The following is a 12433-nucleotide window of genomic DNA, read 5'->3' as shown; positions in this document are numbered from 1 at the left end:
CGCCGACCAGGTGCTACGGGTCTACTCCACTGTTGCCGAGGCCGACGCCATCGCCGGCAGCCGGGCGGCAACGCCCCCACGGCACGACATGGTCCGCAACCTGCCGATCGGCGCCTGCTTCGGCAGCGTGCGGACCACCGCATGGCGGTCGGGGTGCGCGCGATGTTCGCGCAGGACGGCTGGCAGCGGTCCAGCCGCGGGGCGTCATAACCGTCGCGGGACCGGCCCGGCCCTGCGGCAAGCAGGGGCCGGGCCGGTCGGCTTCGCCGCGCGCCGGGTGTCAGCCCTGGCGCGCCTTGAAGCGGGGGTTCTTCCTGTTGACGACGAAGACCACGCCGCGGCGGCGCACCACCTGGGCGCCGGGCCTGGACTTCAGCGAGCGCAGCGACTTGCGTACCTTCATGGCGGGGTTCTCCTCGTGCTCGGTCCGGCGTCCGCGGTCAGCTTCGGGAGCTGACCGGCCGGCCGTAACGCCGCTGGAAGCGTTCGACGCGGCCGGCGGTGTCCACCACCCTCGCGGCGCCGGTGTAGACGGGATGACTGGCCGACGAGACCTCGACGTCGATCAGCGGATAGGTGTTTCCGTCCGCCCACTGGATCGTCTTCGACGCCGTCGCGGTCGAGCTGGTCAGGAAGTGAGCGCCGGCCGCACGGTCGCGGAAGACGACCGGCCGGGACGTGGGGTGGATACCGGACCTCATGGACTTGCCTCCTTGTCGCGGTTCTTCCGGGGGCTGCCGCGTGGCTCAGCGTTCCTCGCGGAAGGGGACGTGCTTGCCCGCCACCGGGTCGTACTTGCGGAGCACGAGCCGGTCCGGGTCGCTCAGACGGTTCTTTCGCGTCACGTAGGTGACTCCGGTCCCTGCCGTCGACTTCAGCCTGACGACGGGGCGCACGGTGCTGCCTGCCATGAGGTTCTCCCTTCACACGCTCTTGATTGTCCTGAGCATGTCACTCATAGGGAACGCTGGCGTCCGCCGCGGCATTCCCGGTTCTGTCATCGGGTCCGGACCGGACTTCCGGCGGGCCCCACGAGCGGCATCGTGGCCGTGAAGGGCGTCGCCTGCGCGGCGAGATGCTCCGCCGATCGCCCCCATGGGCGACAGGTGAGGCCCGGGGACACTGCCCCCGCCACGACCACACCGGCTACAACCGACCGGGCCGGCCCCGCATTCCCACCCGCCCACGCGGCCCGGCGAGCGCGAACGCCCACGCGGCCCGGCGAGCACGAAGGAGACGAGGGGTCTGCCGTACGGGTGACGGCTCACCGGGTGAATTCCGCGGCGGGGGGTGGGCGCGGCGTCCCACCTCCGCGCCTGGCCGGCGCCCCCGCCGCCACGGGACGCTCCGGCAGCGGCACTCGCCGAGTCGTTTGTCAACGCGGCTGGGCGGAACGGACGGACACGACGGGTGCCGGGACCCCATCCTCGCTATAGCAGAAGCATGAGACGGTCCCGAACAGTGTCGTGTGCGTCCGCCTTCCTGCTCGCCGCCGCGTGCACCTTCGCCGGTCCGGCCACGGCGCCGGCCGCGTCGAACAGAACCGGCCTGGACTACGTGGCTCTGGGCGACTCCTACTCGTCCGGTGTCGGCGCCGGCAGCTACGTCCCCTCCGACGCGAGCTGCTTCCGCAGCAGGCAGGCGTACCCCGTGCTGTGGGCCGCGTCCCACGCCTCGTCGTTCAGCTTCACCGCGTGCAACGGCGCCCACACGACCGATGTCCTGGCCCGGCAGCTCGGTCCGCTCAACGGCCGCACCGATCTGGTCAGCATCAGCGTCGGCGGCAGCGACTCGGGCTACGCCCGTGTCATGGCGAGCTGTGTACTGCCGGGCACCGGCGTCTGCACGTCCGCCGTCACCCGTGCGCGCACCTTCATCGACGGGACCCTCCCGGCCGACCTCGACCGGCTCTACTCGGCGATCCGGCGCAAGGCCCCGGCCGCCCATGTCGTCGTGCTCGGCTATCCGCACTTCTACCAGCTCCACGGCGCCTGCCGGGGTGGCCTGCACGACACCGAGAGGTCCGCCCTGAACGCGGCCGTGGACCAGCTCGACAGGGTGATCGCCGAGCGCGCCGCCGCGCACGGGTTCACGTTCGCCGACGTGCGCAGGGTCTTCACCGGCCACGAGATCTGCTCGTCCAGCTCGTGGCTGCGCAGCGTGGAGTGGCGGAACGTCGTGGAGTCGTACCACCCCACGGCGGCCGGACAGGCGCTGGGATACCTTCCCCTCTTCACCAGCGTGGCCTGAACGCCCGGTTCCCGCTGCCCAGTTCCCGGCTCCCGGCGCTCCGCTCACCCCTCACCGCTCGCCGCTCCCGGACGGGGTGAGGGTCCGTCAGGCACGGATGAAGCGGCCGAAAGCGCCCAGCCCACGAGAAATCCCTAGAACATACCCATAAAGATCCCCGATCCGCCTCACTGTGATCTCTTCCATTGCGGTCGTCGGTCAGTACGACGACCCTCTCCTCGAACGAGCCTCCGAATAAGTGTTATCCGGGGCTCGCCGAGCGGTCTCCCATGTGTCGGGCAGCTCCGTTCGGCATCGAGGACAGGGAAGCGACAGATGAGTACACAGCGCACGGTGGAGACGGCGGCACTGGTCACCGCTGCCCGAGCGGGCGATGCGGCGGCCCAGGACGCCCTGGTCAGCGCCCACCTTCCGCTGGTCTACAACATCGTGGGCCGTGCTTTGAACGGCTCGGTCGACGTCGACGACGTGGTGCAGGAGACCATGCTCCGCGCCCTGGACGCACTGGGCGAACTGCGTACTCCCGAGAGCTTCCGCTCCTGGATCGTGGCGATCGCGATGAACCAGGTCCGCGCGCACTGGCAGGCCCGGCAGTCCGCGCCGGGCGGCGTGGAGGAGGCCGAGGAGCTCGCCGATCCCGGCGCGGACTTCGTGGATCTGACCATGATGCAGCTGCAGTTGTCCGGCCAGCGGCAGGAGACCGCACGCGCCACTCGCTGGCTGGAGCCGGACGACCGGGGACTTCTGTCGCTGTGGTGGCTGGAGTGCGCCGGTGAGCTGACCCGCGGCGAGGTCGCGGGGGCCCTGGAGCTGTCGCCGCAGCACGCCGCGGTACGGGTGCAGCGGATGAAGGCACAACTGGAGGCGGCCCGCGTGGTGGTGCGGGCGCTCGAGTCACGGCCTCGGTGCGAGGAACTGCAGGGCATGCTGGCCGCCTGGGACGGCCGGCCCTCCGCGCTGTGGCGCAAGCGAATAGCCCGGCACGCCCGCGGCTGCGTACGGTGCTCGGGCCTGTGGAGCGGGCTGATGCCCGCGGAGGGGCTGCTGGCCGGCCTGGCGCTGATCGGCGTCTCCGCCGCGCTGCTCGCGAAGTGGGGTCCCACCGCGGGCGGTATGGCCAGTGCCGGCTCCGCGTCGGCGGTGGACGCGGCAGGACGCTCGGGCGCGGCCGTGACCGGGCACCGCGGCGGCGCCCGGACGGGCTCTCGTGGCGAGGCGCGCCGGCGTCGGCGCGTCCGGCGTCGGGCCGTCGGTGGCGCCGTGGTGGCGGCCTGTCTCGCCGGCGGGGGGCTGTGGTACTTCGGAACGGACTCCGGCTCGGGCGGCGGCGACGGCCCGAGCACCGCGGCCGCCACCGGCGCGCCCATCGTGGACCTTTCCGCGCCCGGAGCGGGCAAGTCCTCGCCGCCGGCCGGGAAGAAGTCTCCCACTGCGACGGCCTCGGCCTCGGCCTCGGCCTCCAGGAAGCCGAAGCCCGCCAAGAAGACACCGCCGGCGCCGAAGAAGAGCACGGCGGCTCCGGCACCGACCCCCCGGCCCACGCGGACCGCGTCCACGGCGCCGCAGGCCGATCCGGTACCCACGGGCACCGTCGCGCAGGTGGTCGCGCTGGTGAACAAGGAGCGGGCGGCGGCGGGCTGCGGGCCGGTCACCGAGGACGCGCAACTGGAGAAGGCGGCGCAGGCCCACTCCGACGACATGGCCGCCCGCAACTTCTTCGAGCACACCAACCCGGACGGCGCCGACCCCGGGCAGCGGATCACCGCCGCGGGGTACCGCTGGTCCACCTACGGGGAGAACATCGCCGAGGGCCAGCAGACCCCGGCGGCCGTGATGGACTCCTGGATGCACAGCCCCGGTCACCGGGCCAACATCCTCAACTGCTCGTTCAAGAACATCGGGGTCGGCGTCCACAACGGCGGTGGCGGCCCTTGGTGGACGCAGGACTTCGGCACCAAGCTCTGACCCCCCGGCCGCCGTCACCGTTCCCCGGCAGCCGTCCGGCAGTCACCGTCCCCCGCCAGCCCTCCGCCCGCCACCGTCCCCCGGCAGCCGTCCGCCCCTCACCGTCCCCCGGCAGCCCTCCGCTCGTCACTGGCCGGCGGCCGCTCTGCGCTGTGCCTGGTCGAACTCGGTCACGGGATCGCCGCCGGCGTTCCAGGGCCAGGCGGTGACGGTGCCGCCCAGCGCCTCGAAGAGCGGTCGCGCCTCGCGGCGCCGATCGGCGGCCATCAGCGCGTAGGCGAGGGAGTTGAGGTCGGCGAGGGCACCGGCGTGCTGGAGGAAGCCGGGCTGCGCCCAGGTGTGGGCCACGCGGTCGAGCGCCTGGGCGGCCATCGCCTGGGACCAGTGGTTGCGTGCCACCAGCGCCTCGAATCCGCCCCGGTCCAGAACCGCGTGGTACTGCGAGACCTGTGCGGTGAGTTCGGTCGCCGCGCAGGGAGCGTTCGCGGGCATGCGTGCGCTGAGGGCGTCCACAAAGTCCAGGACCTGGATCCGCGACCCCGCCTCGTCCGGCGAGAGGTAGCCCAGCATGTTCAGGTAGGCCTCGCGGTTCCACCGGTCACGCGCGAGCACCTCGTTCCACACCCCGAACGTCTGGGGCTGGTCCCAGCGTTCCAGGCGTGCCACTCCCAGCAGGACCACCCAGGGCGTGGGGTCCTGCGGGATCAGTTCCGCGGCCCGCAGACAATCGTCGACCACGGCGTCCGCGCCTTCCAGACGCCCCTCGGAGCGGCCGCGTACCAGTTGCGTCCAGGAGTGCAGCAGGAGCGCGTTCGCGTTGCGCGGCTCGCGAGTGATCCAGGACCGCGAAAGATGCGATGCCGACAGGTAGTCCGCGAGGACGGACAGGCGGTGGGCCCTGCGGTCCCAGTCGCCCGGCTCCTGGTCGAGGAGCCGGGTTATCTGGGCGACGCAGAGGTCCGTCGTCGCGATCGTGCCCGTTCTGGTGGTGGCCAGCAAGGACTTCAGGAGCCTGCCCAGATCCTGATCGTCCAGTTCCGGAGCAAGTCGCACCTTTTTACGGCGGCTCGATAGAAATGCCATGTCCGGAGGCTAGAGCGGCATCTGATCCACACAAGGGATGAGTCAAGATCGTTACTGGTTACACGACTAACCTCGCTATTACCCGCCCGTATGGTGAGACGCCAAGACTCGAACCGGCCGAATCCGAGCTGCCGGATCACGGCGTGCCGAGGAAGTCGACGAGATGGCCGGCGACCTCGTCCGGGGCTTCGACCTGCGGATAATGGCCGACGGTGGGCGGTCCGGCGAGTTCGGTCACGGTCGCGTCCGGCATGCGCTGCCTGATCCGGGCCAGCACATGGGCGCCGCTGATCGGGTCCGCCGGCCCCCAGAGGAACAGCGTGGGCCCGGCGTAGCCCTCCAGCGCCGGGATCCAGCGCGCCTGATGGGTGCGCCGCTCGTCGATGTAGCGCAGCAGCCGGGGTGCCAGCAGACGGCCTCCGTCGTGACGGACGCTCTCCCACATGGCGTGCAGGTCGCCGTCCGGGACCGGTCGGCCCAGTATCCGGCGCATGGCCGCCCGGAACCCCCGTTCGGTGACGGCGTGCGCGAGCAGCGGGCCGAACGGGCCGTGCAGCAGCCGCTGCGCCCGCACGGGCCGGTGCAGATCGGGGTAGAGGCCGCCGTTCAGCCAGGCCATGCGGGTGATCCGGCCGGGGCCTCGCGCGAGCAGCTCCTGGGCCACACTCACGCCGTAGTCGTGGGCGACCAGCGCGGTGTCGCCGATGCCGAGACCGCGCCAGACGTCCTCCACCAGGTCCGCCTGTTCCAGCAGGGAGTAGATGTGCCGGCGCGGTTTGTCGCTGTGGCCGAAACCGAGCAGGTCCAATGTGGTGACCCGGTGTCCGCGCGCCGCCAGCAGGGGCACGATCGGCGACCAGTCGTGGGAGGAGGTGGGGAACCCGTGCACGAGCGTCACCGGCGGCCCGGTGGCGGGACCGTCCTGACGGACGAACAGGGTGTGCCGGCCGGCGCGCCCGCGCACGCCGATCCTGCTCCCCCCTGCGGTCCACTGCGCGATCGTGGGCATGGCGGTCCGGGGCATCAGCGACCCTCCCGTGTTCCGGCGATGCCGTCCAGCAGGCACCGCAGGCCGAAGTCGAACTCCTCCTCGCCGTCGAGGCCGCCGAGCAGCGCCGAGTGGGCGGCGACCAGGGGGTGCGTGCGGGCCGGCAGCGAGGCGAACAGCCCGTGCGCGTCCGCCCGTTCACCCGGCGGGTGTACCGCTCCCCCGGTGTCCAGCAGCACGGCGCCCACGACGTAGTGCGTGACCGTGAGGTAGATCCGTACGGCGCTCCCGGCCGGCCAGTCCGCGGCGATCAGCAGGCCGAGGCCCTGTTCCCGGGCGCGCAGGGCGTTGGGGCCGAAGAGGTGCCCCCGGGCCAGCAAGGGCACCAGTGCGCGGTGCGCGAGCAGGACTCGGCGGTACTCCCGTGCCCCGGCCTCGGTTCCCGCCCGCCAGTCCGCGCCCGGCGCGGGCAGCGAGATCTCCCCCAGCATGTGGTCGACCAGTTCCACCAGCAGCGCTTCGCGGCTCGGTACGTGCCGGTACAGCGAGGTGTGCCGCAGATCCATCCGCTCCGCCACGGCTCGCATCGTCAGCGCGTCCAGCCCCTGCTCGTCGGCGATCCGGAGCGAGGTGTCCATGATCGCTCCGAGGGTCAGGCCACCGGGCCGGGACCGCCGGCGCTCGCGGGCCGCGTACCGCCCACGCCACCAGGCGACCGACCCGACGGCCGGACCGTGCCCGCCGGGCGGCTCATGCAGCTGTGCGTCCACTGGACGCACTTTATGCGTCCAGTGGACGCATCACAAGAAGTGGGCCGCCCACCGCACGGTCCGGACGCGGCGCGGTACACGCCGGGCACATCGCCCCGCGCAGGCGGCCTGACCGTCGGTGCGGGATCCCGCTTCGCCGCGGCCCGGCCGGAGCCGGCGAGCCACCGGCACCCGCGGCCGCCGAGGCCGGCAACGGCGCCCTCACGCCTCCTTGTTGACGTTTGCCTTGAGCTTCTTCCACACACCGCTCAGCGCCTGCAGGTCGTCCTGGTCGAGCAGGTCCGTGAAGACGGGGGCGAGGCACTCGCGGCGGGTGGCGTCGGCCTCCTCGAAGAGCCGGCGCCCCTCGGGGGTGAGCGAGACCCCGATCGAGCGGGCGTCCCGGGGCGAAGGGGTGCGCTGCACCAGACCGCGGCTCTGCAGGGCGTCGACGACGCGTGAGACCTGGCTGCGGCTGAGCATGGTGCTGTTGCCCAAAACCGAGGCCGGGACGGGCTCGGGGCTGGAGGCCAGCCAGAGCAGCACCTCGAACCACGAGACCGGAAGGTCGTGCGCCCTGCTCAGGGCGCGGTCGACACGGTCCGTCATCACGGTCCCGGCCCAGACCAGCCCGTAGAAGGCGTGGTCGGCCACCGGCATCTCCACCTCGGTGAGCTTCTTCTTCGGCATGACCCCAGCTTAGCGGTTGTGTGTACACGCACGAGAAAAGGGTTATAGTGTGTGTACACGCACTCAAACGAGTCGCCCTCTTCCTGCCGTGAAAGGCCTGCCATGCCCTCCCAGCCCCAGCTCCGGTCCGTGCCCCAGTCCCCCAAGGTCGTCCTCATCACCGGCACCTCCTCCGGTATCGGACTCGCCGCCGCCGTCGCCGCCGCCCGCGCGGGCTGGACCACGGTCGCCACGCTGCGCGACCCCAGCCGCTCCGACGCCCTCCGCAAGGCCGCCGCCGAGGCGGGCGTGGAACTGGACATCCGGCGACTCGACGTCACGGACGAGGCCTCGATCACCTCCGCGATCGACGGTGTGATCGCCGACCACGGACGCCTGGACGCCGTCGTCAACAACGCGGGCGCCGGTCATCTCGGCACCCTGGAGAACGAGGCCGTCGCCGAGGTCCGCAAGGTCATGGAGGTCAACTTCTTCGGCGTGCTCGACGTCTCGAAGGCGGCCCTGCCCCACCTGCGCGCGTCCGGCGGCCGTCTGATCACCGTCACCAGCGTCGGCGGCGTGATCGGCCAGCCCTTCAACGAGGCCTACTGCGCCGCCAAGTTCGCCGTCGAGGGATACATGGAGAGCCTGGCCCCCGTGGTCGCGGCGCACGGCGTGTCCGTCTCCGTGATCGAGCCCGGCGCCGTGGCGACCGAGTTCGTCGCCAACGCCGGGGTCGACCTGGAAGGAGCCGTCGCCGCTGCCGGGGTGTACGGACCGCAGCTGGACGCCTACCTGAACCGGACGGTCGGCCAGTTCCTCGACGGTGCGCAGACGGCGGAGGGCGCCGCCGAGACGGTGCTGGAGGCGCTGACCGCGGACGAGCCGGCCTTCCGTCTCCAGACCTCCGACTGGGCTCGCGGTTTCGTGGGCACGAAGCTCACCGACCTGGACGGCTCCGCGGTCCTCGGCCTCACCAACGGCTGGGTAGCCTGACCTTCACCCACGGTGGTGCGCTCCCCCTGCCCCGGCCCCGCCGGCCGGCTGCCGTACGGCGGCCTCGGGAGGGTGTTCGCGCAGGGCGCCGTAGGCGACGAAGTACGCGGGAACGCGGCGGATCCACCGGGAGCCGGCGACGAGACGTGCGACGCGTTCGGCCCGCTGCGGGCTGCCGAAGGGCGAACGCCCCTGCAGGACGGGGGCGATGAACCGGGCGTGCGCCATCCGCTGGAGCGTCTGGGTGGCGACCGTGGTGGGACCGCGCCGACGCTGCACACCGCGTACGTCGCGCAGGCGCACGGTCCCGCGGCTCAACGGCTCGGCCAGGCGGCGCGCGGCGGCCACGGCGTCCTGGACCGCGAGGTTGATGCCGATGCCGAACACCGGGGACATGGCGTGTGCCGCGTCGCCGATGCAGAGCAGGCCGGGGCGGTGCCAACGGCGCAGGCGATCCAGGCGCACCCGCAGGAGCTTGACCTCGTCCCACGAGCGCAGTGCGTGCACGCGGTCGGCCACCCAGGGGACCGCAGCGCTGAACTCCGCCAGGAAACGGTCGAGTCCGGCGGCCCGGCGCCGGGAGTCACTGCCCTTCGGGATGAGTCCGGCGCACTGCCAGTAGTCACCGCGGTCGATCATCGCGGTCAGGAACCGGTCGCCCGCGCCGCCGAAGAGGCCGGCCGGATCGCCTTCGTGCCGCGGCAGCCGGAACCACCAGGCGTCCATCGGGCAGGGGAAGCTGCGCAGCCCCAGTTCCGGACGGGAGCGGGCCAGGGACCCACGGCCGTCGCAGGCGACGGTGAGGAGGGCGCGCAGTTCGCCGGTACGGCCGTCGCTGGTGCGGTAGCGCACCCCGGTGACGCGTCCGGACTCGATCAGGAAGGAGGTCGCCTCGGTGTTCATCCGCAGCTCGAAGGACGGCTCGCGCCGGGCCTCCTCCGCGAGCAGGTCCAGCAGGTCCCACTGGGGCACCATCGCGACGTAGTCGTAGGGACCGGGCAGCACCGCGAGGTCGGCGACCGTGACCGCCGAGCGGCCCGCCCCGACGGGCAGCCGGACGGTGCGCACCCGGCGCTGCGGCAGCCGGGCGAAGCGCTCGGCCAGGCCCAGGTCGTCCAGCAGCGCGAGGGTCGAGGGATGGACGGTGTCGCCGCGGAAGTCACGCAGGAAGTCGGCGTGCTTCTCCAGGACCGTCACCGCGATTCCGGTCCGGGCCAGCAGCAGGGCGAGCACCATGCCCGCGGGGCCGCCTCCCACCACACAGCACGTGGTTCGTTCCATCGCGCTCCTGCCCTTCCGGCCGGGGGAGCAGCCTTTCGGAGAATTAATTCCGCACTTGATGAATAGGGTACTGCGTGCGGTCCGGGCGTGCCGTGGGCGACGGAACATGCCGCTGAACGGCGCAATCACCGGCGTGCCACGGCCCGGCACAGCAGGCTGGGGACGTGTCGGGTCGTGTGACAGGAGTCCGGTGTGCGAAGGCCGCGTAAGCCCAACCGTCCGGCGTGGTGTCCCGCCGCCCGCCACGTCCCGCGGGCGGCGCCGCACAGGGGCGACGGGTGCGGCAGCTGACTGCCGGCCGGCTGCCGGACGGCGCCATGGCCGCTCGGTCCCGGCTGCCCGCTCCCCCGGCCTGGATGCGCTGGCTCCCGGTCCTGTACGTGGTGGCACTGCTGCTGATCGAACCGCTCACCCCCGCCGACTGGCCGGTGAGCTTCGCCCTGATCGCCGTGCCGTTGCTGACCGCTTTCGCCCACGGGCCCGTCGTGGTCGCCGGCTCGACGGTGTTCTCCGTGCTCTTCGAGGGGGTACTGGCCGGCACTCCCTGCTGTGCGGGCCGGTCCGTGGGTTACCTGTGGGACCGCCACTACGTGGCCTCGTACATCTGCACCGCCCTGGTGGGCGCCCTCGGCACGGTCCTGGCCGCCCATCGGATCCGCCGTGAGCGCACGCTGGCCGACGTGCGCTTCGTGGCCGACATCGCGCAGCGCGTCCTGCTCCGGCCGGTCCCCCACCGCATCGGCAGCCTCCTCCTGGAGAGCCTCTACCTCTCCGCCGCGGCGGAGGCACGCATCGGCGGCGATCTCTACGAGGCCGTCCCCACCTCGTACGGGGTCCGGCTGCTCATCGGCGACGTCCGGGGCAAGGGGCTGCTCGCGGTGGAGACCGCTGCGACCCTGCTCGGCGCGTTCCGCGAGGCGGCGCACGACGAGCCCGACCTGCCGGCGCTCGCGGACCGGCTGGAGCGGAGCATGAACCGCAGGGCGAAGCTGCTCGGCGGAACGCAGGTGGGCGAACGGTTCGTCACCGCCGTCTTCGCCGAGATCCCCGCCGACGGCCGTCTCGTCCGCATCGTCAACTGCGGCCACCCGCCCCCACTCCTCATCCGCCCCGGTGAGGTGAGCGAACTGGACCGCGGCCGGTCGGCGCCGCCGCTGAACCTCGGCATGCTCGTCGGCGACCCGTATCACGTCGACGTCTACGACTTCGGCCCCGGCGACCAGCTTCTGCTGTACACGGACGGCATCACGGAGACCCGGGGACCCGACGGCTCCTTCTACCCCTTGCTCCAGCGGCTGCGTTCCTGGGGGCCGCTGGCGCCGCGCGATCTGCTCGAGCGGCTGCACAACGACCTGCTGGCCTACAGCCGCAACCGGATGCAGGACGACACCGCTGCGCTCGCCGTGCACCTCCCCGCCGAGGAGCCACCGGCGCGGTCCGCTCCGGCGACCGGCTGACACCCACCGGCCTGCGCCCCGTCACGGTGCGCCACCGGACGGCGCCCGGACACAGGCGCGGCGTACCCCTCGGCGCCCGGGTCCGGATCTGGTGCGGGCCCGGTCAGAAGGCCGTTCGGGCGAACCACCGGTCGAGGACCTCCACCGGTCCCGTCACCTCGAAGACCGGCTCGCGGTAGGACCGGCGGCCGTACAGGAGCAGCAGGAGATCCGCCGCCCGGCCGCTCACCGACACCGTGCGTGCGCCGGTTGCGGCCGGTCCGTCGGCCGCCCGGGGCAGCAGCCGGAAGCCGTCCGGGTCCAGCCGCACGCACCAGGCCTCACCGGTGGCGCCACCGGTGTCCGTGGGCCGGAACGCGATGATCTCGCCTTCACCCCGCAGCTTGTCCACCTCGGGGGCGAAGAGGCCGGCGTGGGGCAGGTTGACGAGGAACTCGTCGACGCCGTCCGCCGCCAGGGCGGGGTCGACGTCCGGCTCCCGGCCGACGGCACGCTCGGCGTCCACCCGGTGCACCAGCGTCTCGAACAGCATCCGGCGGACCCAGAAGCGCGCGTGCTGGTCCTCGCCCCAGGCCCACATCGCCGCCTGCGGATCGGTGGCCCGCAGCACGGCCGCCACGTCCGGGACCCCCGCTGCCACCCAGTCGGCGAGGTCACGGGGATCGCCGGGGAGAGCCAGCTCCACGTCACGACTGCGCGGAGGCTCCTGCACCAGCCCGGTCAGCAGAGTGCAGAACCAGCGCTGCAACGCTCCCACGTGCCGGGTGAGATCGGCCAGGGTCCAGTCCGGGCAGGAGGGCACCGCGCCCGTCGGATCGGCGCCCCTGACCACTTCGGCGAAGCGCAGGGTCTCGCGCGCGACGGCCTCGCGGTGGGTGTCGTACGGCAGGGAATGCCCCGCCCCGCTCATCACTGCCATCTGCTGCTGCCGCCGTTCTCTTCCCGGTCCGATGTTCCTTCGCGCCCATTGTGGCCGCTGGAGTCCACTCGAAGCG

At 72.5% G+C, this 12433-nt stretch carries 13 protein-coding genes; 4 read left to right on the top strand and 9 right to left on the bottom strand.

Annotated elements, in window-relative coordinates:
- Positions 1-280 precede the first annotated feature (280 nt).
- The 3 genes from ykgO to rpmG are packed head-to-tail and all read right to left on the bottom strand — an operon-like array spanning position 281 to position 911.
- The gene (gene ykgO / locus ACGFT2_RS23180) at positions 281-403 is read right to left on the bottom strand and encodes a type B 50S ribosomal protein L36 (protein WP_393281320.1); all 123 of its coding nucleotides are present in this window, start codon (positions 401-403) and stop codon (positions 281-283) included.
- 37 nt (positions 404-440) lie between these two features.
- Positions 441-701, bottom strand: coding sequence for a type B 50S ribosomal protein L31 (locus ACGFT2_RS23175; RefSeq protein ID WP_393281319.1), 261 nt, complete (start codon positions 699-701; stop codon positions 441-443).
- 45 nt (positions 702-746) lie between these two features.
- Entirely contained in the window at positions 747-911 is a 165-nt protein-coding gene (gene rpmG, locus ACGFT2_RS23170) for a 50S ribosomal protein L33 (protein WP_393281317.1), read from the bottom strand.
- Between the two features lie 532 nt (positions 912-1443).
- Between rpmG and ACGFT2_RS23165 the strand changes: the two genes are divergently transcribed.
- Both ACGFT2_RS23165 and ACGFT2_RS23160 read left to right on the top strand, forming a co-directional pair.
- The gene (locus tag ACGFT2_RS23165) at positions 1444-2250 is read left to right on the top strand and encodes an SGNH/GDSL hydrolase family protein (protein ID WP_393281315.1); all 807 of its coding nucleotides are present in this window, start codon (positions 1444-1446) and stop codon (positions 2248-2250) included.
- A 315-nt stretch (positions 2251-2565) separates the two neighbouring features.
- Positions 2566-4215 carry a sigma-70 family RNA polymerase sigma factor gene (locus ACGFT2_RS23160; protein ID WP_393281313.1) on the top strand — a complete coding sequence of 550 codons (1650 nt, stop codon included), beginning with the start codon at positions 2566-2568 and terminating at the stop codon, positions 4213-4215.
- A gap of 126 nt (positions 4216-4341) precedes the next feature.
- Here the strand turns inward: ACGFT2_RS23160 and ACGFT2_RS23155 are convergent, their stop codons facing one another.
- From ACGFT2_RS23155 to ACGFT2_RS23140, 4 genes are all read right to left on the bottom strand, one after another.
- Complete coding sequence (locus ACGFT2_RS23155) at positions 4342-5298, bottom strand: hypothetical protein (protein ID WP_393281311.1); 957 nt, start codon at positions 5296-5298, stop codon at positions 4342-4344.
- Between the two features lie 136 nt (positions 5299-5434).
- Positions 5435-6322 carry an alpha/beta fold hydrolase gene (locus tag ACGFT2_RS23150; RefSeq protein WP_393281309.1) on the bottom strand — a complete coding sequence of 296 codons (888 nt, stop codon included), beginning with the start codon at positions 6320-6322 and terminating at the stop codon, positions 5435-5437.
- On the bottom strand, positions 6322-7056 hold the full coding sequence (locus ACGFT2_RS23145) for a TetR/AcrR family transcriptional regulator (RefSeq protein ID WP_393281307.1): 735 nt from the start codon (positions 7054-7056) through the stop codon (positions 6322-6324). Before ACGFT2_RS23145 ends, ACGFT2_RS23150 begins: the two co-directional genes overlap by 1 nt.
- 201 nt (positions 7057-7257) lie before the next feature.
- Complete coding sequence (locus ACGFT2_RS23140) at positions 7258-7725, bottom strand: MarR family winged helix-turn-helix transcriptional regulator (protein ID WP_393281306.1); 468 nt, start codon at positions 7723-7725, stop codon at positions 7258-7260.
- Between the two features lie 102 nt (positions 7726-7827).
- Between ACGFT2_RS23140 and ACGFT2_RS23135 the strand changes: the two genes are divergently transcribed.
- Positions 7828-8700: an SDR family oxidoreductase gene (locus ACGFT2_RS23135; protein WP_393281304.1), complete on the top strand. Its 873-nt coding sequence runs from the start codon at positions 7828-7830 to the stop codon at positions 8698-8700.
- Positions 8701-8703: 3 nt separating this feature from the next.
- Here ACGFT2_RS23135 and ACGFT2_RS23130 read toward each other — a convergent pair whose 3' ends face one another.
- Positions 8704-9981 (bottom strand): FAD-dependent oxidoreductase, encoded by a 1278-nt coding sequence (locus ACGFT2_RS23130; protein WP_393281302.1) that lies wholly within the window; start codon positions 9979-9981, stop codon positions 8704-8706.
- A gap of 356 nt (positions 9982-10337) precedes the next feature.
- On the opposite strand from ACGFT2_RS23130, the gene ACGFT2_RS23125 reads away from it, so the two are divergent.
- Positions 10338-11438, top strand: a complete 1101-nt coding sequence (locus ACGFT2_RS23125; protein ID WP_393281643.1) for a PP2C family protein-serine/threonine phosphatase — start codon at positions 10338-10340, stop codon at positions 11436-11438.
- Positions 11439-11541: 103 nt separating this feature from the next.
- Here the strand turns inward: ACGFT2_RS23125 and ACGFT2_RS23120 are convergent, their stop codons facing one another.
- Positions 11542-12357, bottom strand: a complete 816-nt coding sequence (locus ACGFT2_RS23120) for a maleylpyruvate isomerase family mycothiol-dependent enzyme (RefSeq protein WP_393281300.1) — start codon at positions 12355-12357, stop codon at positions 11542-11544.
- Positions 12358-12433: the final 76 nt, after the last annotated feature.

Origin of the sequence: Streptomyces sp. NPDC048514, assembly GCF_043199955.1 — a bacterium.
Classification (GTDB): Bacteria; Actinomycetota; Actinomycetes; order Streptomycetales; family Streptomycetaceae; genus Streptomyces.
The sequence above is the reverse complement of the archived record's forward strand: the minus strand, read 5'-3'. Positions and strand labels throughout refer to the sequence as shown.

Coding starts and splice junctions, on each gene's coding strand:
- ACGFT2_RS23125 (WP_393281643.1), top strand. CDS start 10,338: ATGCGCTGGCTCCCGGTCCTGTACGTGGTGGCACTGCTGCTGATCGAA.
- ACGFT2_RS23165 (WP_393281315.1), top strand. CDS start 1,444: ATGAGACGGTCCCGAACAGTGTCGTGTGCGTCCGCCTTCCTGCTCGCC.
- rpmG (WP_393281317.1), bottom strand. CDS start 911: ATGGCAGGCAGCACCGTGCGCCCCGTCGTCAGGCTGAAGTCGACGGCA.
- ACGFT2_RS23135 (WP_393281304.1), top strand. CDS start 7,828: ATGCCCTCCCAGCCCCAGCTCCGGTCCGTGCCCCAGTCCCCCAAGGTC.
- ykgO (WP_393281320.1), bottom strand. CDS start 403: ATGAAGGTACGCAAGTCGCTGCGCTCGCTGAAGTCCAGGCCCGGCGCC.
- ACGFT2_RS23130 (WP_393281302.1), bottom strand. CDS start 9,981: ATGGAACGAACCACGTGCTGTGTGGTGGGAGGCGGCCCCGCGGGCATG.
- ACGFT2_RS23140 (WP_393281306.1), bottom strand. CDS start 7,725: ATGCCGAAGAAGAAGCTCACCGAGGTGGAGATGCCGGTGGCCGACCAC.
- ACGFT2_RS23150 (WP_393281309.1), bottom strand. CDS start 6,322: ATGCCCCGGACCGCCATGCCCACGATCGCGCAGTGGACCGCAGGGGGG.
- ACGFT2_RS23175 (WP_393281319.1), bottom strand. CDS start 701: ATGAGGTCCGGTATCCACCCCACGTCCCGGCCGGTCGTCTTCCGCGAC.
- ACGFT2_RS23155 (WP_393281311.1), bottom strand. CDS start 5,298: ATGGCATTTCTATCGAGCCGCCGTAAAAAGGTGCGACTTGCTCCGGAA.
- ACGFT2_RS23160 (WP_393281313.1), top strand. CDS start 2,566: ATGAGTACACAGCGCACGGTGGAGACGGCGGCACTGGTCACCGCTGCC.
- ACGFT2_RS23120 (WP_393281300.1), bottom strand. CDS start 12,357: ATGGCAGTGATGAGCGGGGCGGGGCATTCCCTGCCGTACGACACCCAC.